Raw genomic sequence first — 20,785 nt, forward strand, 5'->3', positions numbered from 1 at the left:
CCCAATCAGACACCGCCAATCATACGGGGCGCCGCATGAAGGTCCGCGCGTCCTCGTCCAGCCCGCGCTCCAGATGCGCCCGGCGGATTTCCAGCAGGCCGGGCGTCAGGGCGGCGTCGGCGATATCGATGAAGCCCAGCCGACGATACCAGGGCGCGTTCCAGGGCACCTCGCGGAAAGTCGACAGGGTCAGGGCGCCTAGCCCGCGCGTCCGGGCCGCATCGGCGGCGGCGTCCAGAAGCCGCGCGCCGATCCTCTGGCCGGCGAAGGCGGGCAGGACGTCGATCTGCTCGATATAGAGCCCGTCCTCGACCGGCCGGAACATCACGAAGGCGATGGGCGCATCAGCGTCGGTGGCGACCAGCAGGCCCCCCGCAGCGATGCGCGCCGCCAGGACCTCGGGCGATGAGGGCTCGTCGGCGGCCAGGGCGTCCATCAGTCCGATGAACCGCTGGGCCGAGGCCCGCTCGATGGCGCGCACGGTTTCAATGTCTTCGGGGCGGGCGTCGCGCAGCGTCGGCGTCATGATTCCTGCTCATTCTGGCGACCTCGACGCTGGCGCCGGGCCCAAAACGCACCCATCATAGGGTTGTCGAGGCCAGGGCGGGAACCAAGCCTGTCCCGATCGGTTAGACAGCCAGTTTAGCGAGGAGTCCGGGCATGAGCATCCTGAACGGCAGACACCACCGGACGCACGCCCGCGCGGGCCGCGAGGCCTTTGAGGTCGAGGCCCGCGAGGAAAATCATCCCGCCGCCCAGATCGCGCTGGGAGCCCTGCTGGCCGGCGGCGCCATCCTGGCGGCCCTGGCCATGGGCCGTCGGCACGAGACCGTGCTGGATGACGCGATGTATGCGGTCGAGTTCGCCGAGATGCACGAGCCGGTCGCCCATCAGCCCAAGCCGCTGACCAGCCTGCTCCTGCCGCCGCTGTTCATCGCCATGACCCTGTCGGGCCTGCGTACCTGGAACGCGCCGGCCAGTCCGGCGCGCACGCGGGCCCTGACCCTGTGGAGCCTGACCCAGGGCTTCAACGCCCTGTGGCTGGGTTTGGGCGCCAAGCGCCTGGGCGGGCAGGTTACGGCGGCGACCGCGTCGCTGGCGGCCTCCACGGCCTACGCGATCGAGGCCCGCAAGGTCGGCGGCGGTACGGCGCCGGATCTGGGCTGGCTGGGCGTCGCCAACGCCCTGACCGCCCAGCTGTGGCGGCGGCCGCAGGGGCCGACCCTGCACTAGGGTTATTTCCGATAAGTATTTGGGTGGTTATCGGACGGAAAAGTGCTCCAAATTTCCGATTTCGGGGCCGTACTTACCTCGATGAGGCTATCGGGGCGAATGCGGTTCCAAGCGGGCGGGGCCCGGTTCATTGACCATTCATGTGGTGAAGCTTTATCTCCGGGACACCGACTTGGGGAGTTTCTGACATGCGTCCGTTCTTGTTGTTTCCGCTCCTGGCGGGTGGCCTGCTTCTGGCCAGTTGCGCGACGATCAGCGAGGAGGCCTGCCTGCAGGGCGACTGGGCCGGCATCGGCTTCAAGGACGGCGAGGCTGGCCATCCGCAAAGCCGGCTGGACGAGCACGCCAAGGCCTGCGCCAAGACCGGCGTTGCGCCCGATCCCGCGCCCTATTTCGCCGCTCGCGCCCAGGGCCTGAGACTCTATTGCACGCCGGATCGCGGCTTTCGCGAGGGCCGCCTGGGCCATAGCTATGCCGGGGTCTGTCCCGAACCCGCCGCAGGCCGCTTCCTGCCGGCCTATGCCGACGGCCAGCTGGTTCATGCGGCGGCCGCGCGACTGAGCCAGGCGCGGTCCGATCGCGAAAGCGCCGACCGGCGCGCCGAAAAGCGCGATCGCGAAGCGCGCGGCGTCGAGGATGAACTGCGCAATCCCGTGCTCAACGACGAGCAGAAGCGTGAACTTCGCGACCGGCTGAACCGCCTTCGCAGCGAGCGCCGCGCCGCCATCGAGGACGGCCGCCGCGCCGACTGGGCCACGCGTGACGCCGAGCGCGAGGTCAGCAACCTGGAATACCAGTTCAGGCCGATCTACGGCGGCTGGTAACGGGTCCGGCGCCGAGCCTAGCGTGAGGCCCGCCGGGCCTCGCGCGCCGCGATCTGGTCCAGTCCCTTGAGGAGTTCGGCCGCGCCCTGGCCATCGGGCTGGACTCGGATGACCCGCAGAGCGGTGATGTGCAGGCCGATCAGGTCGTGATCGGCGCCGCCGCGCTCGTTCAGGGTGCGCACGATGTCGCCCAGTCGCTTGGCGACCCGGCACAGGGCGTTCAGCTGGAACATGCCCGCCAGACTCCCGATGCTATCGGAGAGCCGGGCCAGGGCTTCAGCAGAGGCCCGGCTTCCAGCGTCGGCCAGTTCGCCGAGCGCCTGATCTATCAGCTGCAGCGCGGCTTGCCGGTGGGACTCCAGGCTGGCGTCCGCCTGGGCCAGGGCCTCGTCGACGGCCAGTCCGTCCGGTAGGTCCATGAAGCGGGTGAGGCGGCTGGGCTGGCTCATTGCAGAAGCGCCAGGGCGGCCTGACGCAGCGGGTCGATGGTCTCGGCCTGAACGCCGGCATTGCCGGGATTTTCACCGCTGCGGGTGCGGGGCGCCATCGGTGCGGCGCTCCACAGGATCCGCTCCAGCAGGGTCGACGACGAGAAGGGCTTGGCCACGACATAGTCGGCCCCCACGGCCCGGGCTTCCTGGATAAGCTCCCGGGGCGTGTGGCCGGTCACGACGATGACCACCAGGGGCGGGTCAGTGGGCTGTTGTCGCTGGCGCATGCCGCGGATGAGGGCCAGGCCTTCGTCGGCTCTCGGAAAAGGATCCACCAGGATCAGGTCGACCTCTACGTCCTGGCTGAAGGCGTGGCTTTCCCCCAGGCTCGGGCATCGGTGAAGCTTTCGGAAGCCGAAGCCGGAAAGCATCAGGGCGGTAAGGTCCATGAAGCCGGCGTTTTCATCCACGATCAGGACGCTGGCCTCGCTGAAGTTGAAGGTCAGCTCCGCGCTTGCTGTTGGATCCGCCATGTCGCCGCTCCAGTTCGCCCAACCGTGTTACGTGACGATGAGGCGCGGCGAATAAAACAAGCTTAACGGGAATTATCTACGACAATAATACCCTGAGGCGTATTGTCGCACGACCGCTGCGGCGTTCAGCCGATCCGCAAAAGGCGATCCAGACTGAACCGGCCGCCGCCCTTGGCGAGGACCAAAAGCAGCAGGCCCGCCCAGGACAGGTGCGTGCTCCAGGCGTCGGGATAGACGAAGATCTCGATGACCAGGGTCATGCCCAGAAACGCGAGCGCGGACAGCCTCGTGAAGAGGCCCAGCACCAGCAGGATCGAGAACAGGTGCTCGCTGTAGGTCGCCAGATGGGCGGCGATGTCGGACGGGATCAGGGGCAGGGCGTATTCGTCCGAGAACAGCGAATATGTGCTGTCGGTGATGTGCAGCACGCCGTCGACCTTGGTGCGACCCGACAGCCAGAACACGCTGGCTACGCCCAGGCGGGCGACCAGGGTCAGGACGTCGTCGGGCAATAGCTTGCGGGCGATCTGCGCCAGGGTGTCGAGGGGTTTGAGCATGGCGGTGATCATGGCTTGGCTCCGGAAATGAGGTCGCCAAACACGCCGTCGGCGATCAGGGCGGCAAAGAGGGACTGCAGGTTCGCGTCGGGATCGGCCTGCGCCGCCTGGCCCATGGCCTCGGCGAGGGAGCCGCCGGTCCGGCAGGCGGCGAGGAAGGCGCAATCGGCGGGACCCACCACGCGGTAAGCCACGGCAGCGCCCGATCGGCTCACCAGCAGGCCCTGGGCGGCTTCGGACAGTTCCAGGTCATCGCGGCCCTGGCGGGCGCCGGCCCAGAGGCTGGGCAGGCCGGCCTCGAACAGCGCGAACCTCGCTGACGGGTGCAGCGCAACCCGCGCCGCGCCCAGCGCTTGGGGCGACAGGGCGGCGAAGGCGTCTGCGCCCAGCGACGGCGCCTCGGCCGCGAACAGGGCCTCGGTCCACAGGCGGTCCAGATGGGCGACGCCGGCCAGCCAGGGCAGGTCCCGGGCCGGTGGGAAGCGGTCCAGCCAGGCCGGGAAGGCCTCGCCATAGTCCAGCAAGGCGGCGCTGGCCGGCGGCGCCTCGCGGGCGAACAGGGCGGCGGCGGCGCGGAACCAGTCGTCTCCGACCAGGCTGGCGACGGTCGGGAAATTGGCGGCCAGGGCGTCGACGCAGCCCTTGGCGATGGTGTTGCGATAGACCGACAGACCCGTCTCGCCGGCCTCGCCTTCGGCCAGCCAGGGCGACAGGGCCGAGGGCGCGCCGCCCAGGGCCGCGACGAAGGCGTCCTGAAAGTCCAGCAGGTCAGACATGGGCGGGCTCCCGCCGCGCACGGTCCAGGGCCAGCTGGGCCCGGTCGCGCTCGGCCATCAGCACGGCAAAGGCGGGTACGTCGTCGTCGCGTTCGATCAGGGTGGGGCGCGGACCGATGCGGTCGATCAGGTGGAGATACAGCGTCCACACGCTTTCGGCGATCGGCGCGCCATGGGTGTCGATCAGCAAGCCCGAGCCGCCCTCGTCCTGGCCATGGCCGGCCAGATGGATTTCGCCGACGGCGGCGGCGGGCAGGGCGTCGAGATAGGCCTGCGCGCTGTAGCCCAGGTTATGGGCGCTGACGAAGACGTTGTTGACGTCGACCAGCAGGCCGCAGCCGGTCGTCTCGACCAGGGCGCGAAGAAACTGGGTCTCGTCGAGATCATGGCCCGTGAGCGGCAGGTACAGCGAGGGGTTCTCGACCAGCACGCGGCGACCCAGGGCGTCCTGCATGCGGCCGATATTGCCGGCGATGCGGGTCAGGGCCGCGCGGGTGCGGGGAAAGGGCAGCAGATCGGGCTGGTGGACGCCGCGATGGGTCGACCAGGCCAGATGCTCGGAGACCACGAACGGCTCGAAGCGATCGACCAGGGTCTTGAGGGCGGCCAGATGCTCGGGGTCCGGATCGGCGTCGGCGGCCAGCGACAGGCCCACGCCGTGCAGCGACAGCGGATGGCTCTGACGGATCGCCGCCAGGGCCGACAGGCGGGGTCCGCCGGCCGACATGTAGTTTTCCGGGTGGACTTCGAACCACAGGCCCGGCGCCGTCGCGGCCAGCGCGTCGTCATAGTGCTGGGGTTTCAGGCCGAGGCCGGCGGTCTGGGTCATTGGGGGGGCTCTAAGGTTGGACGGTCACCCGCCCCCTCCTGGCGGCTGCGCGGAGGGGGCAGGTGGCCGGGGCCGAACTACATCGCCTTGGGGGTCAGCGAGCCCATGCCCTTGGGGGTCTTCATCGTCACGCACGTGCCCTTGGCGACATGCTTCCAGGCGTCGCCCTGATAGTCGACCTTGGAGGTGCCGGCGCACGAGGTGCCCGCGCCCGCCTTGCAGTCGTTCTGGGCGGCCTTGGAGACGCCGTAGCACTTTTCCATCTCGGGCTTCTTGTCGGCGGCCATGGCGGCCCCGGCCGAGAGAGCGAAGATGGCGGCGAAGGCGGCGGAAGCGGTGCGGTTCATGGGATGGCTCCTTGGTGGGGTGGGAACCGGGTCCGTATGGCCGGTTCGAGGGGGAATACGGAAAGGGGGCGGCAAAGGTTACAGCGGTCGTCGAACAAATTATTCGACGGGACTTCGACAGCGGTTCCGGCTCACGCGCGGGCCGTGTAACCATTTGGCCCAGCCGCGCGAATAGGGGGATGCGTGACGGACACCGAAACCCGACTGAAGGCGCTGATGCTGCGCGGGTTGGAGGGCGACGCCCCGGCCTACCGCGAGTGTCTGGCCCTGCTCGGCGTTCGGCTTCGCGCCTATTTTGCGCGCCGGATGTCCGGCGCGCCCGGTGATGTGGAGGACATGGTGCAGGAGACGCTGCTGGCGGTGCATATCAAGCGGGCGACGTGGGACACGTCCCAGTCGTTTACCGCCTGGGCGCATGCCGTGGCGCGCTACAAGCTGATCGACCACTGGCGCCGCCGCAAGATCCGCCAGACCCTGCCGATCGACGACCATTCCGAATTCCTGGCCGCCGAGGAGCATGATCCTGGCGTGGGGCTGGAACTGGATCGCGCCCTGGCCAGCCTGCCCGAGCGGCAGCGCGTGCTGGTCAGCGACGTTAAGCTGGTTGGGCTCAGCCTGGCCCAGGCCGGGGCCAAGGCCGGCATGACCGAAGGCGCGGCCAAGGTCGCCCTGCACCGGGCGCTGAAGGCCCTGGCCGAAAGGATGCGCCATGCGGACCGATGACCTGATCGACGCCCTGGCCGCCAATGCCGGCCCGGCGCCCGGCGGGCGGCCCGGCGGGCGCCTTGGCCTGCTGGCGGGCCTGGGCGGCGTGGCGGCCCTGATCGGGGTGCTGGTCTGGCTGAAGGTGCGGCCCGACCTGATGGAGGTCATGCGGGGCGGCTTTTTCTGGCTCAAGGCGGCCTATACCGCCGCCCTGGCCCTGGCGGGCTATCTGGCGGTCGAGCAATTGTCGCGGCCCACGGGCTCGGCCCGGCGGGGACTGGGGCTGGGCCTGATCGTGCTGGGCGGCTTTGTCCTGGCGGGGCTGGTCCAGTTCGGGATGGCGCAGGATCCGATGGCCCTGCTGCGCGGCCAGTCCTGGACCCGCTGCTCGCTGAACATCCTGGCCCTGGGCGCGCCGACCACTCTCGCGGGTCTTTGGGTCGTGCGGGGGCTGGCGCCGACCCGCCCGGTTCTGGCCGGTTTCGCGACCGGCGCCCTAGCCGGGGGCGTCGCGGCCACGGTCTATGGACTGCATTGCGCCGAAAGCACCTTTGTCTTCGTCGGCGTCTGGTACAGCCTGGGCGTCCTGGCCTGCGGGGCCCTGGGCGCGGTTCTCGGGCGCTGGGCGCTGCGCTGGTGAGCAGCCCGGTCGGGCCTTTCGCCCGCTGTGATCACGTCTGGTTACGGTCCCATAACGGCGGTTGACAAGCGCTGGGCCAGATCTTCAACTGCTGTCGCCGAGATTGCGAGCCATACGCAAGCACGGATCCCATAGCCGGTTCTGACACCTTGTGGGGAGGGTCGCCCTTGACGATAGACGACGCCCTCGTCCTCCCCGACGAGGCGCCGGCGGCCACACAATCGTGGTCGACAGGGACGCTTCAGACACGCCTTCTGGAAGTCGCCGCGGCGGGCGCGCTGGCCGCTGTGCTGCTGGTTCTGTTCTGGCTGAAGCCGCGCCCCGATTTCTGGGCGGCGATCGGCCATCCGTTCTTCTGGATCAAGGGTCTCTATACGGCCACCCTGGCCGCCATCGCCTTGGGCGGGGCGACGGCTGCGGCGCGTCCAGGGGCGCCGCTGTGGCCGGCCCTGGTTTCGGGCGGCGCCATGGTTATCCTGATGACCCTCGCCGTCGCCTTCGAGGCCCCTGGCCTGGATGCGGCTCTGATCGCCCACATCTTCAATCCGGGCGGCGCCTTCAACTGCGTCTTCTACGTCTCCGTGCTGTCGGCTTCCATGCTGCTGGTCGCAGGGGTGGGCCTGCGCGGCGTTGAGCTGGAGCGTCCGGGCCTGACAGGCCTGTTCGTCGGCCTGTTCAGCGGCGCGGTGGCTGCGACCATCTACGGCGTGCACTGCCAGGACTCGACGTTTCTGTTCGTGGCTCTGTGGTACAGCTTCGGGGTAGCCCTGTGCGGCGCGGTCGGCGCGGCCGCGCTCAAGCTGATCAGCCGTCGCTCGCGGCCCGACCCGGCCTACAGCAGCGTCACTGACGCCTGAAAAAGGCCCCCCGGATCGCTCCGGGAGGCCCTCGTCTCATCAATCGTCGAAAGCCTATTCGGCCGCGACCTTGCCGGTCGAGGCGCCGAACTTGGCGTGCAGTTCGCCCGAGGCATAGCGCCTGGCCATGGTCGCGGTCGACAGCGCCTTGACCTTGTCGGCGTGGCCGGCCGAGCCGAACTCGACGAAGCGGGCCTGGCAGACCTTGCGCATGGCTTCCTTGGCGGGCTTGAGATAGGCGCGCGGATCGAACTCGCCGGGCTTTTCCATCAGGATCTTGCGGATCGCGCCGGTCATGGCCATCCGGTTGTCGGTGTCGACATTGATCTTGCGGACGCCGTGCTTGATGCCGCGCTGGATCTCTTCGACCGGCACGCCCCAGGTCTGGGGCATCTCGCCGCCGTACTGGTTGATGATGTCCTGCAGGTCCTGCGGCACCGAGCTGGAGCCGTGCATCACCAGGTGGGTGTTGGGCAGGCGGCGGTGGATTTCCTCGATCACGTTCATGGCCAGGACGTCGCCGTCCGGCTTGCGCGTGAACTTGTAGGCGCCGTGGCTGGTGCCCATGGCGATGGCCAGGGCGTCGACGCCGGTCTGGCCGACGAAGTCGACCGCCTGGTCGGGATCGGTCAGTAGCTCGTCATGGCTCAGCACGCCCTCGAAGCCGTGGCCGTCTTCGGCCTCGCCCATGCCGCTCTCCAGCGAGCCCAGCACGCCCAGTTCGCCTTCGACCGACACGCCGCAGCTGTGGGCCATCTGGACCACCTTGCGGGTGACCTCGACATTGTACTCGTAAGAGGCCGGGGTCTTGGCGTCTTCCATCAGCGAACCGTCCATCATCACCGAGGTGAAGCCGTACTGGATCGCCGTGGCGCAGGTGGCCGGGCCGTTGCCGTGGTCCTGGTGCATGCACACCGGAATGTGGGGGTAGATCTCGGCCAGGGCGTCGATCATGCGGGCCAGCATGATGTCGTTGGCATAGGACCGCGCGCCGCGCGAAGCCTGGATGATGACCGGCGAATTGACGGCGTCGGCCGCCTCCATGATCGCCAGACCCTGTTCCATGTTGTTGATATTGAAGGCCGGCAGCCCGTACTCATGCTCCGCCGCATGGTCCAGCAACTGCCTAAGCGTGATCCTCGCCACGTGATATTTCTCCTGCAAGCTTGAAAGGTTTGGGTCGTTTCTTGTTTTTGGGGCGTGACGCTTTTGCGTTCTCTGCCCGGGTCGTCCGGTAGCTCACGCGGACCCCTCCCGGAGGTCCGCGCCTGAAAAATCTGGAACCCTAGGTGTTCAAAGCCGAGACACCGGGCAGGTCCTTGCCCTCCATCCACTCAAGAAACGCGCCGCCGGCGGTCGAGACGAAGGTCATATCGCCCACGACGCCCGCGTGATTCAGCGCCGACACCGTATCACCGCCGCCGGCCACGGCGACGATCTTACCCGATTTTGCCAGCTGGGCGGCATGTTTCGCCGCTGCAACGGTCGCTTCGTCGAACGGCGGGACTTCAAAAACGCCCAGCGGGCCGTTCCAGATCAGGGTCTTGCTGGCGTCCATGGCGGCCAGCAGGGTCTTCACCGTCTCGGGGCCGGCGTCCAGGATCAGATCGTCGGGCTGGACATCATAGACATTGCGGGTCTCGGCGTGGACGCCGGGCTTGACGCTCTTGGCCACCACAACATCGGTCGGCAGCAGCAGCTTGCAGCCGGCCGCGCCGGCCAGGTCGATGATCTCGAGCGCGGTGTCGGCCAGGTCGGGCTCGCACAGCGAGGCGCCGACATCGATCTTGGCCGCGTGCAGGAAGGTGTTGGCCATGCCGCCGCCGATCGCCAGATAGTCCAGCTTGGTGACCAGGTTGCGCAGCAGGTCCAGCTTGGTCGAGACCTTGGAGCCGCCGACAATGCCGATCACCGGCTTCTTGGGGTTGCCGAGGGCCGAGTCCAGCGCTTCCAGTTCGCGCTGCATCGCCAGGCCCGGATAGGACGGCAGGGCGCGGGCCAGCGCTTCGGTCGAGGCGTGGGCGCGGTGGGCGGCGCTGAAGGCGTCGTTGACATAGAGGTCGCCCAGCTTGGCCAATTCGGCGGCAAAGGCCGGGTCGTTCTTTTCCTCGCCCGCGTGGAAGCGGACGTTTTCCAGCAGGGTGACGCCGCCGGCCGGCAGGGCGGCAATTGCCTCAGCGGCGGCTTCGCCGATGCAGTCGGCGGCGAAGGTCACCGGGGCGCCCAGCAAGGCGGCCAGGGGCGCGGCCACGAAGGCCAGGCTCATCTCGGGAACCACCTTGCCCTTGGGCCGGTCGAAGTGGGCCAGCAGCGCCACCTTGGCGCCCTTGCCGGTCAGGTACTGGATGGTCGGCAGGGCCGAGCGCAGCCGGGTGTCGTCGGTGACTTGATTGCCATTGGGGCCGCCCTCGACGGGCACGTTGAAGTCCACGCGGACCAGGGCGGTCTTGCCGGCGAGATCGGCGGTGTCGAGGGTGCGGAAGGTCATGGGAAGTCCTGACGTCGGAAGGCGGTAACGGGCAGAGAAAACCCCCGCCTCTCTGGGAGCGGCGGGGGTCTGGCAGGCTTTAGAGGTACTTGGCCATCACGAGCGCGGTGTCGCTCATGCGGGTCGCGAAGCCCCATTCGTTGTCGTACCAGCTGAGCACGCGGCCCAGCTTGCCTTCGATGACCTGGGTCTGGGCCAGGGCAGCGGTCGAGCTTTCGGCGATGTGGTTGAAGTCGGTCGAGACCAGGGCCTCGTCAGTGACGCCCAGCACGCCCTTCAGCGGGCCTTCGGCGGCGGCCTTCAGGGCGCTGTTCAGTTCCTCGACCGTGGTGTCGCGGCTGGGCACGAACTTCAGGTCGACGCACGAGACGTTCGGGGTCGGGACGCGGATCGACGAGCCGTCCAGCTTGCCCTTCAGGGCCGGCAGCACCAGGCCCAGGGCCTTGGCGGCGCCGGTCGAGGTCGGGATCATCGACAGGGCGGCGGCCCGGCCGCGGTACAGATCCTTGTGCATCGTATCCAGCGTCGGCTGGTCGCCGGTGTAGCTGTGGATGGTGGTCATGTAGCCACGCTCGATGCCGACCAGGTCGTGGATGACCTTGGCGATCGGGGCCAGGCAGTTGGTGGTGCACGAGCCGTTGGAGACCACCAGGTCGGCGGCGCTCAGCACGTTGTCATTGACCTTGTAGACGATGGTCTGGTCGGCGCCGTCGCACGGGGCGCTGACCAGCACGCGCTTGGCGCCGGCGGTCAGGTGGGCGCTGGCCTTTTCCTTGGTGGTGAACAGGCCCGTGCACTCGAACGCGATGTCGACGTTCAGCTCGGCGTGCGGCAGCTCGGCCGGGTTACGGATCGCGGTGACCTTGATCTTGCCGGTGCCGACATCGATCCAGTCCTCGCCCGAAGTGACGACGCCCGGGAACCGGCCGTGGACGCTGTCGTAGCGCAGCAGGTGGGCGTTGGTCTCGACCGGGCCCAGATCGTTGATCGCCACGACTTCAATATCCGTGCGGCCGTGCTCGACGATGGAGCGCAGGACGAGGCGGCCGATACGGCCAAAGCCGTTGATGGCGACGCGAAGAGCCATGGTGGTCTTTCTCCTAACGATCGGACGCGGCCCAGAGGGACCAACGTTCCCTGATTTTGCAGGCGCGTTTTGCGGGCGGGGGCGGGGAAGTCAAGCCCAGCTCCGGTAACAACGCATGACAGAATACGGCCAAGGGCGATTTCATCACCCTATTGTCGCCGCAGCGGGTGGCGAAGCTGGTCCTGATCTATATGTTGCACCGCATGATTGGAACCCGCCGATGACCCTGGGCGAAACGAGCGCCCTCGACCTCGCCGCGCGCCGACTGGAGCGCGCCGTGGCTCAGCTTGAGCAGCGGCTGGCCGCGCGCGCGACCGTGGCTGTCGCCTCGGCGGCGTCGTCGTCCACGTCTTCGTCCGACGTTTTCGACGGCGAGGCCGCGCGCCTGCAGGCCGAGCTGGACGCCGCCCGCGAGCGCGAGCGCGCCCTGGAAGAAGCCGGCGCCCAGGCCTCGGTCGCATTGGGCCGCGCCATCGCCGAAATCCGCGCCGCGTTAGGCGACGAGGGGCCGGTCAATGACGACCATCCGTCCGACGACCTCGCCGATGCCGACGAGACCAACGAGCTTTTCGATGATCCGCGGGAGGCCTGACCCATGGCCCAACTGACCATCCAGGTGAACGGCCGGCCCTATACGGTCGGCTGCGAGGACGGCCAGGAGGCCCACCTCATGGAGATCGCCCGCCTGTTCGACCGTCAGGTCCGCCAGGTCAGTCAGGATGTCGGCCAGCTGGGCGAGACCCGCCTGTTCCTGATGGGCGCCCTGCTGCTGGCTGACGAGATGAGCGACCTGAAGCTGCGCCTGGCCCACGCCCAGAGCGAACTGGCCAAGCTTCAGGCCGAACGCAGCCGCACCGAGATCGCCGCCATCCGGGCGATCGACGCGGCGGCCGAGCGGATCGAGAAGCTGGCGGCGGAGTAGGACTGAATGCATGCTTGACTGTACGACGGCCTACGGCCTGACCTTTTTGTTCCCTGTCGCCGACAAGGTGGTTGGAGCCTCGCTGCGCACGAGCGGAGAATTCGCGCGCGTCGAGCTCGATTTCTTCGTGGAAATGGCGCAGGGATCCGGCGGGGCGATGATCGACGTTGGCGCGAACATCGGTTCGATCGCCCTCCCGTTTGCGGCACAGCGTCCCAACTGGCGCGTAGTCGCCATCGAAGCTCACCGGGGGCTTTCCGGTGTGCTAAACGCCAATAGCCTCAACAACCGCCTTCACAATGTCGAGGTCATTCACGCCGCCGCCGGGGCCGAACAAGCCTTTGTGGACTTTCCTTCGGCGTCGCTTTCCGAACAGCGAAACTTTGGGGACTTGGGCTTTGCGAGCGCCGGTAGCAGGGAGGTCATTTCGATGTTCCCGCTGGACCAATTGGCGCCGTCTGACACCAAGCTGGTAAAGGTCGATGTCGAAGGCTTTGAACCGGAAGTCCTGAAGGGCGCCGAGAAGCTGATTGGCCGCCGCGATGCGGTTTGGCTTGTCGAGGCGACGGTCCAGCACCCCAAAGCCGCAGAGAACACAATCCGCACATTCCAGGACGCAGGCTACACCGTCCACTGGTTCTATGCGCCCTTCGTGACGCCCATCGCTGCAAAGGGCAAACCCGCCAACCCCACAAGTGGTGACGCAAACATCGTCGCCCTGCCTCCGGGGGCTGCCAACATCTGGGATCTGCCGCTCGTGGGGTCCCCCAGCGACAAGCGACCAGGCCATACCGATGCCTATCCCTATCTGAAGCGTTATGGATACGCATAAGACGGACGCGCGCTCGCCAGTCTCCGCCATTCGACGATGGAGTCCCTATCGCTGGCCGGCCCGACGCCCTATATTCCTCAACGGCGGGTCTGCTGTGGCCCTCGTCGAAGATTTCTATTCCCAGGGACCTTAATCTCTCTATCGGGACCTGTTCCCTCCCGTGGCCGTGGCTGCGGGGACACGGGGCCCACCTGTACCAAACAGGTTCGAGTGGATTGAAACGTCTTCACGGTTCTTCATGGCGCCGCCACCCTTTCCCCGTTCGCCGAGGCGGTCATGAAATCCGGCTGGTTTGGACCCAAGCCCTTCGGTGGCGGCCCGCGGCCGACCGGATGGCAGGGCTGGTTGATCACCATCGTGTTTTTCATCGCGATGATCGCCACGGCCCTGATCACCGATGATCTGCGGCTTTGGGTCCAGGGAGCGCTGGTCGTGCTTCTGCTCGGCGTGGTCTGGCTGACCTATCGGGCCTCTGATCCGTCTTGACCCTCGCTGACCCCGCCGCCGCCAAGGCCACCCTGCGGATGTTCGTCCGCACACGGCGAAAGATCCTGGCCCGGGAGGTCCCGCAGGCCGCCTGGATGGTCGCCGAGGTCGGACGCGCGCCCCTGGCGGCCCGCTTTCCCCAGGCCAGCGGCCAGGTCGCCGCGCTTTATCATGGCGTGGGCTCGGAACTCTCGACCCACGTTCTGGCCGACGGCCTGGCCGCAGCGGGCTGGACCCTGGCCCTGCCCTCGGTCGAGGGCGAGGCCGGCCGCATGGTCTTCCGGATCTGGGACCGCACCCGTCCGCTGGTTCGCGACGCGATCGGGCTGCAGGCGCCATCCATCGACCAGCCGGTGGTTGAGCCGGACCTGGTCGTCCTGCCGCTGCTGGCCTTTGACCGCCAGGGCCGGCGGCTGGGCCAGGGCGGCGGCTATTATGACCGGGCGCTGGAAGACCTGAAGGCCCGGCGCGATGTGTTCGCCCTAGCCCTGGCCTATAGCGGCCAGGAGACGGCGAATTTGCCGCATGAACCGCATGATCAAGCGCTGGACGCCATTCTCACCGAAAAAGAGTATATCGCGGTGAAAGTCTGAGGCTCACGCAGAGCCGCACCAAGGAATCTCTATGCGTTTTGCTTTCTTCGGCGACGTCGTCGGCAAGTCGGGCCGCGACGGTCTGGCCGATCATCTGCCCGCCCTGCGCCGTGACCTCGACCTCGAGTTCGTGATCATCAACGCCGAGAACGCCGCCGCCGGCTTCGGCATCACCGAGAACACCGCCCGCGAGCTGTTCGAGGCCGGGGCCGACTGCCTGACCCTGGGCAATCACAGCTGGGACCAGCGCGAGGCCCTGACCTACATCGTCCGCGAGCCCAGACTGATCCGTCCGGCCAACTATCCGATCCTGTCGGATGCGCCGGGTCGGGGCAGCCATCTGTTCCAGACCGAGCGCGGCCGGACCATCATGGTCATCAACCTGTTGGGCCGGGTGCACATGGACGCCATGGACGACCCGTTCGCCGCCGCCGACCGCGAGCTGGACAAGGCCCCGCTGGGCCAGGTGGCCGATGCGGTGGTGGTCGACATGCATTGCGAGGCCACGTCCGAGAAGATGGCCATGGGCCACTATTGCGACGGCCGCGCCTCGCTGGTGGTGGGCACCCACACCCATGTGCCGACCGCCGACGCCCAGATCCTCAACGGCGGCACCGCCTATCAGACCGACGCCGGGGCCTGCGCTGACTATGACAGCGTCATCGGCAATCAGAAGGAAGAGCCCCTGCGGCGCTTCACCACCAAGATCAGCGGCGGCCGCTATACCCCCGCCTCGGGTCCGGCGACGGTCTGCGGCGTGTTCGTCGAGACCGACGACCGAACCGGCCTGGCCCTGAGGGTCGAGCCGATCCGTGTGGGCGGCCGGCTGCGGCAGACAATTCCAGTCGTCTAGAATCCCCTCCCTCTGGGCGAGGACTAGATTTGAGTGACAGAACCCCGCTCCAGCGGCTAGAAGCGCGCCCACTCCACCATCTTCAGATCAGAGACAGAGCCCCCGAATGGCCGGTCACTCGAAATTCAAGAACATCATGCACCGCAAGGGCCGCGCCGACGCCGCGCGCTCCAAGCTGTTCTCCAAGCTGTCGCGGGAAATCACCGTGGCGGCCAAGGCCGGCGTGCCCGACCCCAGCATGAACCCGCGCCTGCGCCTGGCCGTGAACAACGCCAAGGCCGAAAGCCTGCCCAAGGACGTCATCGACCGCGCGATCAAGAAGTCGCAGATGGGCGACGCCGCCGACTATTCGGAAATTCGCTATGAGGGCGTCGCCGCCGGCGGCGTCGGCATCATCGTCGAGGTGCTGACCGACAACCGCAACCGCGCCGCCGCTAATGTGCGCTCCTACTTCACCAAGCTGGGCGGCAATATGGGCGCGACCGGCTCGGTGGTGTTCAACTACGAGCATGTCGGCCAGATCACCTATCCGGCCAAGGTCGCCAGCGAAGACGCCATGATGGAAGCCGCCATCGAGGCCGGCGCCGACGACGTCACCTCGGACATGGACGAGGAAGGCGAAGGCCACACGATCTACACCGCGTTCGAAAGCCTCAACGAGGTGGGCGCCGCCCTGGAAGCCAAGTTCGGCCCCGCCGGCAACACCAAGATCGCCTGGCGTCCGAAGATGCAGGTGCCGGTGACCGGCGATAGCGTCACCACCCTGATGAAGCTACTCGACATGCTCAACGAGGATGACGACGTCCAGAACGTCTATTCAAACGAAGAGATCAGCGACGAGGATCTCGCGGCGCTGGGCTAGACGCCCCAAGCGCCGCGCCGGTTGCGGTCCCGGGTCTTGGCCCGGGATGACAGGCGCACAGCGCCCTTCTCTCCGTCATGCCCCCTCGGCTACACTGAGCGCATGACCCTGCGTTTGCACATCGATACCGACTGCGGCGTGGACGATGCCCTGGCGCTGGCCATGCTGGCGCGAGCGCACGACAGTATCGAGGTGGGCTCGGTCTCGGCGGTGTTTGGCAACACCTATGTCGACCAGGCCGCCGCCAATGCCCGGGGGGTCTTGCGGCTCGCCGGCTGCGGGGCCGAGGTCTATATCGGCGCGGGGTCTGGTCTGGCCAAGCGGCGGGTCGAACGCATGCGGCCGGCTCATGGCGCTGATGGGCTGAACGGCGCAGGGTTCTCGCAGCGCTGGAAACTGCCCGAGCTGGATCGCGGCCACGGGGTCAGCCTGCTGGCCTTCGCCGCCCGTCGCCGGATCACCGGCCTGTTCCTGGGCCCCCTGACCAACCTGGCCCAGGGCCTGCTGGACGATCCGGTCGCCTTTCGGGATTGGCGCCCGACCATCATGGCCGGCGCCTTCGCCGTCGAGGGCAAGGCCGCCGGCGGGGCCGACTTCAACAGCTGGAGCGATCCGGAGGCCTTGCAGCGGGTGCTCGAGGCCGGGGTTCGCCCACGTCTTATGCCGATGGATATCTCCAGCCGGGTCACCCTGACCCGCGCGGCGCTGGAGGCCGGCTCGGCCTGTTGCGGCTCGCCGCTCTCGGCCCGGCTCAACCGGGCGGTGGGCGGCTATATCGACTTCCACGCCCAGGTCTGGGGCACGGTGGAGTCCTGCCATCCGCATGACGCCGTGGCCGCCGCCAGCCTGATCGCGCCGGACGCCTTCACCTTCGAGCCGGCGCGGTTGCGGGTGTCGGTCGACGGGGTGCGCCAGGGCCGCATCGACCGCATCGACGGCGCGCCGAATGCCGAGGTCTGCGTAGACGTCGATGTCGCGGCGGTGGAGCGGCTGATCCTTGCGACTCTGTTTGGGACCAGGTCTGTGGCGGCCTGACAGATCCTCCCCTTTTGGGGGAGGTGGCCCGGAGGGCCGGAGGGGGCCACGCGGCGCCAATCCAGATGGCGCAAAGCATATCTACGCCTGCGCTGCCCCCTCAGTCGCGGAGTTTATCCTCGGGCCGACCTGCGGTCGGACCCGGGGGCGACAGCTCCCCCAGAGGGGGAGCATCACCGCAAGGCGCCCTACTTCCCGCCGGCATAGTCCTTGATCAGGCCGTGCAGGAAATCGCGCCCGTCATACAGCGACTTGACCCGCATGCGCTCGTTCAGGCCGTGGATGCCGTCGCCGTCCGAGCCGCCGAACAGGCCGGTGACGCCATAGGTCGGGATGCCGGCGGCGTTGGTGTGGACGCCATCGGTGGCGCCGGTCAGCAGGATCGGCACGATCGGCACGCCGGGCCACAGCTTGGCGGCCTGCTTGTTGATCGGGCCCATGATCGCGGGCGTCAGGGCCGGCGGCGGCGAGGCGGCCTTGGCCTCATGGGCCAGAGTGAAGGCGACGGCCGGATCGGCGGCGACCTCCGACAGCTTGGCCTTGACCTCCTCGACCGGCGTGCCCGGCAGGATGCGGCAATTGACGTTGGCTGTGGCGCGCTGGGGCAGGGCATTGGGCGCGTGGCCGGCGCTGACCATGGTGGCGACGCAGGTGGTGCGCAGCATCGAGTTCCACATCGGATCGGCCGTGACGACCTTCAGCGCCTCGGGGTCCTCGATATTGGCGACCAGGGCCTTCATGGCCGCAGCCTGCGGGGCCGGCACGCGGGGCTGCATCTGGGTGAAATAGCCCCGGGTGGCGTCGATGAAGCGCGGCGGGAACTGATAGGCGCCGATCCGGTCCAGCGCCGCCGACAGCTGGTAGATGGCGTTGGCGGGCACGGGCCGGCTGGAGTGGCCGCCCGGGTTGGTCACCGTCAGGGTGAAGTCCTGATAGACCTTTTCGCCGGCCTGGACCTCGAGCACGACTTCCTTGCCCTGATCATCGAGCAGGCCGTCGGCGCCTTCGTTGAGCGCGAACTCGGCGTCGACCAGGGCGCGGTGGTTCTTCAGCAGGTCCTCGATGCCGTTATAGCCCTCGCTTTCCTCGCCGCAGGTCAGGGCCATCTTGATGTCGCGCTTTGGCTTGAAGCCTTCCTGCTTCAGCCGGACCATGCTGTCGGCCCAGATGGCGGCCTGGGCCTTGTCGTCCGAGGCGCCGCGTCCGTAGAAATAGCCGTTCTCCTCGACCAGAACGAACGGGTCGCGGGTCCAGTCGGCGCGGTTGGCCTCGACGACGTCGATGTGGGCCAGCAGCAGCATGGGCTTGGCCTTGGGGTCGGTCCCCTGCAGCACGGCCACCAGCGAGCCCTCGCGGGGATGCTTGGGCTCGACGACGACCTTGACGTCGGCCTCTGGATAGCCGGCGGCCTTCAGACGCGCGCCCATGGCCTGCGCGGCCACGGTGCAGCTGCCGACCGACAGGGTGGTGTTGATCTCGACCAGCTCCTTGTAGAGCTCGCGGAACTTCAGCTGGTCGGGGCGAGGCGTCGCCTGAGCGTTCGCCGCCATCGGCAGGGCCAGCACGGCCGCCGTCGTCATCCATCCCGCCAAACGCATCAAATCATCTCCCAATGAACTGGGCGGGAGGAGAGCCCGGCGCGCGGCCGCGCGCAAGGGCCGCCGTTAAGCTCGCGTTAGCAATACAGGGGCTTTTCCTCGGGCGCGGAACAGGCGATGTTGCGAGAACACATGATGAACATGAATCGCATCCCGATCCGGATCCTGGGCCTTGACCCCGGCCTGCGCCGCACCGGCTGGGGCGTGATCGCGGTCGAGGGCTCGCGCATGAGCCACGTCGCCCACGGGGTGATCGCGCCCGACGAGAAGGCCGACTTTGCCCAGCGCCTGCTGCATCTGTTCGAAGGCATCTGCGCGGTGATCGAGCAGCACAGACCCGATGAGGCGGCGGTCGAGGAGGTGTTCCTCAACACCAACGCCCAATCCACGCTGAAGCTGGGCCACGCCCGCGCCGCCGCCCTGATCGCGCCGGCCCGCGCCGGCCTGCTGGTGGCCGAATATTCGACCCGGCTGGTCAAGAAGGCGGTGGTCGGCACCGGGGCGGCCGACAAGGCCCAGATCGGCTTCATGATCGCCCGCCTGCTGCCCACGGCCGGCAAGACCACGGCCGACTGCGCCGACGCGCTGGCCGTCGCCATCACCCACGCCAATCTGCGCGTCGCCAACCGGAGGGTCGCATGATCGGCAGATTGCGCGGGGCCGTCGCCGAGGTCGGCGAGGAAGAGGCCCTGATCGACGTGATGGGCGTGGGCTATGTGGTCCGCTGCGGCGGCCGCACCCTGTCGCGCCTGCCCGCCCTGGGCGAAGAGGCCCTGCTGCACATCGAGAGCCAGTGGAGCGAAAGCGCCGGCCTGCGGCTCTATGGTTTCGCCACCCGCGAGGACCGCCGCGCCTTCGTGCTGCTGCAGGCCATCCAGGGCGTCGGGCCCAAGGCGGCGATGGCGGTGCTGGACATCCTGTCGCCGGCCGAGCTGGCTTCGGCGGTGGCCCGCGAGGACAAGGCCGCCGTCGGCCGCGCCTCGGGCGTGGGGCCCAAGCTGGCCCTGCGGATCGTCACGGAGCTGAAGGACAAGCCGATCACCGACGGTCCGGTGCTGATGACTGCGCCGACCTCGGGCTCCGCGCCTGTGAAGGCCAAGCCCGCCCCGACCGGCGACGCTGTGGCGGCTCTGATGGGCCTGGGTGTGGCGGAAGTGAACGCCCGCCGCGTCGTCGAGGCGGCCGCCGCCAAGCTGGGTGAAGAGGCGACGGTTCAGGCTCTGATCAAGGCCGGGCTGCAGGAGCTCGGGCGTTGACCCGCATCATCTCCGGCGAAGCCCAGCCCCACGAAGCCGTCCCGCTGGCCGCCGACAAGGCCCTGCGGCCGCAGACCCTGGCCGAGTTCGTCGGCCAGGAGCAGGCCAAGAGCAATCTGCGCGTCTTCATCGAGGCCGCCAAGGGCCGGGGCGAGGCCCTGGACCATGTGCTGCTGTTTGGCCCGCCCGGCCTGGGCAAGACCACCCTGGCCCAGATCGTCGCCCGCGAGCTGGGGGTGAACTTCCGCGCCACCTCGGGCCCGGTGCTGAACAAGCCCGGCGACCTGGCGGCGATCCTGACCAATCTGGAAGCCAACGACGTTCTGTTCATCGACGAGATCCACCGCCTGTCGTCGAACGTCGAGGAGATCCTGTATCCGGCCATGGAAGACCATGTGCTGGACCTGGTGATCGGCGAGGGGCCCTCGGCCCGCTCGATCCGCATCGACCTGGCCCCCTTTACCTTGGTGGCGGCGACGACCCGGGCGGGCATGCTGGCGACGCCGCTGCGCGACCGCTTCGGCATCCCGATCCGGTTGGAATTCTACACCCACGCCGAGCTGAAACACGTGCTGCTGGGCGCGGCCCGCAAGATGGGCGCGCCGCTGTCGGAAGACGGCGCCGCCGAGATCGCCGCCCGGGCCCGGGGCACGCCCCGCGTCGCCGGCCGCCTGCTGCGCCGGGTCCGCGACTTCGCCGAGGCCGACGGCGCCACCGTGATCGACCGCAAGGCGGCCGGCATGGCGCTGGCCCGGCTGGAGGTCGACGAGGTCGGTCTCGACAGCCTGGACCGCCGCTATCTGCGCGCCCTGATCGAGCACTATGGCGGCGGTCCGGCCGGGGTCGAGACCATCGCCTACGCCATCGCCGAGTCCCGCGACGCGGTGGAAGACGTCATCGAGCCCTATCTGATGCAGCAGGGCTTCATCCAGCGCACCCCGCGCGGCCGGGTGGCCTGCGGCAAGGCGTATCTGCACCTGGGGCTGACGCCGCCCGCCGCGCCGCCGGCTCAGGGCGGCCTGTTCGGGGAGGCGTAGAGCC

The 20,785-nt window shown here is 68.2% G+C and carries 27 protein-coding genes; 16 read left to right on the forward strand and 11 right to left on the reverse strand.

The annotated features are described in order from the left end of the window. Positions 1 to 19: 19 nt before the first annotated feature. Positions 20 to 526 (reverse strand): GNAT family N-acetyltransferase, encoded by a 507-nt coding sequence (locus tag ACW176_RS08135; RefSeq protein ID WP_492111561.1) that lies wholly within the window; start codon positions 524 to 526, stop codon positions 20 to 22. 134 nt (positions 527 to 660) lie between these two features. On the opposite strand from ACW176_RS08135, the gene ACW176_RS08140 reads away from it, so the two are divergent. Next, a complete protein-coding gene (locus tag ACW176_RS08140; RefSeq protein ID WP_492111562.1) occupies positions 661 to 1,233 on the forward strand; it encodes a tryptophan-rich sensory protein in 573 nt (190 codons plus the stop codon). A 188-nt stretch (positions 1,234 to 1,421) separates the two neighbouring features. Then, on the forward strand, positions 1,422 to 2,057 hold the full coding sequence (locus tag ACW176_RS08145) for a DUF2799 domain-containing protein (RefSeq protein WP_492111563.1): 636 nt from the start codon (positions 1,422 to 1,424) through the stop codon (positions 2,055 to 2,057). Between the two features lie 17 nt (positions 2,058 to 2,074). Here the strand turns inward: ACW176_RS08145 and ACW176_RS08150 are convergent, their stop codons facing one another. The 6 genes from ACW176_RS08150 to ACW176_RS08175 all read right to left on the reverse strand — a co-directional run bounded on the left by ACW176_RS08150 (position 2,075) and on the right by ACW176_RS08175 (position 5,530). Further along, on the reverse strand, positions 2,075 to 2,506 hold the full coding sequence (locus ACW176_RS08150) for a chemotaxis protein CheE (protein ID WP_492111564.1): 432 nt from the start codon (positions 2,504 to 2,506) through the stop codon (positions 2,075 to 2,077). Continuing rightward, complete coding sequence (locus ACW176_RS08155) at positions 2,503 to 3,021, reverse strand: response regulator (RefSeq protein ID WP_492111565.1); 519 nt, start codon at positions 3,019 to 3,021, stop codon at positions 2,503 to 2,505. Before ACW176_RS08155 ends, ACW176_RS08150 begins: the two co-directional genes overlap by 4 nt. A 125-nt stretch (positions 3,022 to 3,146) precedes the next feature. After that, positions 3,147 to 3,590 (reverse strand): DoxX family protein, encoded by a 444-nt coding sequence (locus ACW176_RS08160; RefSeq protein WP_492111566.1) that lies wholly within the window; start codon positions 3,588 to 3,590, stop codon positions 3,147 to 3,149. Further along, the gene (locus ACW176_RS08165) at positions 3,587 to 4,354 is read right to left on the reverse strand and encodes an HvfC/BufC family peptide modification chaperone (RefSeq protein WP_492111567.1); all 768 of its coding nucleotides are present in this window, start codon (positions 4,352 to 4,354) and stop codon (positions 3,587 to 3,589) included. The genes ACW176_RS08160 and ACW176_RS08165 overlap by 4 nt, the downstream gene beginning before the upstream one ends. Continuing rightward, positions 4,347 to 5,183 (reverse strand): MNIO family bufferin maturase, encoded by an 837-nt coding sequence (bufB, locus tag ACW176_RS08170; RefSeq protein WP_419319902.1) that lies wholly within the window; start codon positions 5,181 to 5,183, stop codon positions 4,347 to 4,349. Before bufB ends, ACW176_RS08165 begins: the two co-directional genes overlap by 8 nt. 77 nt (positions 5,184 to 5,260) lie before the next feature. After that, a complete protein-coding gene (locus ACW176_RS08175) occupies positions 5,261 to 5,530 on the reverse strand; it encodes a BufA1 family periplasmic bufferin-type metallophore (RefSeq protein ID WP_419319903.1) in 270 nt (89 codons plus the stop codon). 183 nt (positions 5,531 to 5,713) lie between these two features. Here ACW176_RS08175 and ACW176_RS08180 point away from each other — a divergent pair, with 183 nt between their 5' ends. The 3 genes from ACW176_RS08180 (at position 5,714) to ACW176_RS08190 (ending at position 7,732) form a co-directional block, all read left to right on the forward strand. Beyond that, positions 5,714 to 6,253: a sigma-70 family RNA polymerase sigma factor gene (locus ACW176_RS08180; protein WP_492111568.1), complete on the forward strand. Its 540-nt coding sequence runs from the start codon at positions 5,714 to 5,716 to the stop codon at positions 6,251 to 6,253. Continuing rightward, the gene (locus tag ACW176_RS08185) at positions 6,240 to 6,875 is read left to right on the forward strand and encodes an NrsF family protein (protein WP_492111569.1); all 636 of its coding nucleotides are present in this window, start codon (positions 6,240 to 6,242) and stop codon (positions 6,873 to 6,875) included. The genes ACW176_RS08180 and ACW176_RS08185 overlap by 14 nt, the downstream gene beginning before the upstream one ends. Positions 6,876 to 7,042: 167 nt before the next feature. After that, positions 7,043 to 7,732 carry an NrsF family protein gene (locus ACW176_RS08190; protein WP_492111570.1) on the forward strand — a complete coding sequence of 230 codons (690 nt, stop codon included), beginning with the start codon at positions 7,043 to 7,045 and terminating at the stop codon, positions 7,730 to 7,732. A 54-nt stretch (positions 7,733 to 7,786) separates the two neighbouring features. Here ACW176_RS08190 and fba read toward each other — a convergent pair whose 3' ends face one another. The 3 genes from fba to gap form a co-directional block, all read right to left on the reverse strand. Next, the gene (gene fba / locus ACW176_RS08195) at positions 7,787 to 8,878 is read right to left on the reverse strand and encodes a class II fructose-bisphosphate aldolase (protein WP_492111571.1); all 1,092 of its coding nucleotides are present in this window, start codon (positions 8,876 to 8,878) and stop codon (positions 7,787 to 7,789) included. 139 nt (positions 8,879 to 9,017) lie between these two features. Further along, a complete protein-coding gene (locus tag ACW176_RS08200; protein WP_492111572.1) occupies positions 9,018 to 10,220 on the reverse strand; it encodes a phosphoglycerate kinase in 1,203 nt (400 codons plus the stop codon). Positions 10,221 to 10,299: 79 nt separating this feature from the next. Beyond that, on the reverse strand, positions 10,300 to 11,307 hold the full coding sequence (gap, locus tag ACW176_RS08205) for a type I glyceraldehyde-3-phosphate dehydrogenase (protein ID WP_419253303.1): 1,008 nt from the start codon (positions 11,305 to 11,307) through the stop codon (positions 10,300 to 10,302). 220 nt (positions 11,308 to 11,527) lie between these two features. Between gap and ACW176_RS08210 the strand changes: the two genes are divergently transcribed. The 8 genes from ACW176_RS08210 (at position 11,528) to ACW176_RS08245 (ending at position 16,890) form a co-directional block, all read left to right on the forward strand. Then, positions 11,528 to 11,899 (forward strand): DUF4164 family protein, encoded by a 372-nt coding sequence (locus ACW176_RS08210; protein ID WP_492111573.1) that lies wholly within the window; start codon positions 11,528 to 11,530, stop codon positions 11,897 to 11,899. 3 nt (positions 11,900 to 11,902) lie between these two features. Beyond that, positions 11,903 to 12,229: a cell division protein ZapA gene (locus ACW176_RS08215; RefSeq protein ID WP_419319915.1), complete on the forward strand. Its 327-nt coding sequence runs from the start codon at positions 11,903 to 11,905 to the stop codon at positions 12,227 to 12,229. Between the two features lie 10 nt (positions 12,230 to 12,239). Next, positions 12,240 to 13,061: an FkbM family methyltransferase gene (locus ACW176_RS08220; RefSeq protein ID WP_492111574.1), complete on the forward strand. Its 822-nt coding sequence runs from the start codon at positions 12,240 to 12,242 to the stop codon at positions 13,059 to 13,061. 276 nt (positions 13,062 to 13,337) lie between these two features. Beyond that, positions 13,338 to 13,547, forward strand: coding sequence for a hypothetical protein (locus tag ACW176_RS08225; protein WP_419253298.1), 210 nt, complete (start codon positions 13,338 to 13,340; stop codon positions 13,545 to 13,547). Continuing rightward, positions 13,544 to 14,140: a 5-formyltetrahydrofolate cyclo-ligase gene (locus ACW176_RS08230; RefSeq protein ID WP_492111575.1), complete on the forward strand. Its 597-nt coding sequence runs from the start codon at positions 13,544 to 13,546 to the stop codon at positions 14,138 to 14,140. Before ACW176_RS08225 ends, ACW176_RS08230 begins: the two co-directional genes overlap by 4 nt. A 31-nt stretch (positions 14,141 to 14,171) precedes the next feature. Beyond that, positions 14,172 to 14,993, forward strand: a complete 822-nt coding sequence (locus tag ACW176_RS08235) for a TIGR00282 family metallophosphoesterase (protein WP_419253296.1) — start codon at positions 14,172 to 14,174, stop codon at positions 14,991 to 14,993. A 106-nt stretch (positions 14,994 to 15,099) separates the two neighbouring features. Further along, a complete protein-coding gene (locus ACW176_RS08240) occupies positions 15,100 to 15,855 on the forward strand; it encodes a YebC/PmpR family DNA-binding transcriptional regulator (protein WP_492111576.1) in 756 nt (251 codons plus the stop codon). Positions 15,856 to 15,957: 102 nt separating this feature from the next. Beyond that, entirely contained in the window at positions 15,958 to 16,890 is a 933-nt protein-coding gene (locus ACW176_RS08245; RefSeq protein WP_492111577.1) for a nucleoside hydrolase, read from the forward strand. A gap of 188 nt (positions 16,891 to 17,078) precedes the next feature. Here the strand turns inward: ACW176_RS08245 and ACW176_RS08250 are convergent, their stop codons facing one another. Beyond that, a complete protein-coding gene (locus ACW176_RS08250; RefSeq protein WP_492111578.1) occupies positions 17,079 to 18,488 on the reverse strand; it encodes a M20/M25/M40 family metallo-hydrolase in 1,410 nt (469 codons plus the stop codon). Positions 18,489 to 18,608: 120 nt separating this feature from the next. On the opposite strand from ACW176_RS08250, the gene ruvC reads away from it, so the two are divergent. The 3 genes from ruvC to ruvB are packed head-to-tail and all read left to right on the forward strand — an operon-like array spanning position 18,609 to position 20,781. After that, a complete protein-coding gene (gene ruvC, locus ACW176_RS08255) occupies positions 18,609 to 19,130 on the forward strand; it encodes a crossover junction endodeoxyribonuclease RuvC (protein ID WP_492111894.1) in 522 nt (173 codons plus the stop codon). After that, positions 19,127 to 19,744 (forward strand): Holliday junction branch migration protein RuvA, encoded by a 618-nt coding sequence (gene ruvA / locus ACW176_RS08260; protein ID WP_492058323.1) that lies wholly within the window; start codon positions 19,127 to 19,129, stop codon positions 19,742 to 19,744. The genes ruvC and ruvA overlap by 4 nt, the downstream gene beginning before the upstream one ends. Further along, positions 19,741 to 20,781 carry a Holliday junction branch migration DNA helicase RuvB gene (gene ruvB, locus ACW176_RS08265; protein ID WP_492111579.1) on the forward strand — a complete coding sequence of 347 codons (1,041 nt, stop codon included), beginning with the start codon at positions 19,741 to 19,743 and terminating at the stop codon, positions 20,779 to 20,781. The genes ruvA and ruvB overlap by 4 nt, the downstream gene beginning before the upstream one ends. Positions 20,782 to 20,785 lie beyond the last annotated feature (4 nt).

It is taken from the genome of Caulobacter sp. FV1ye13L (assembly GCF_058681155.1).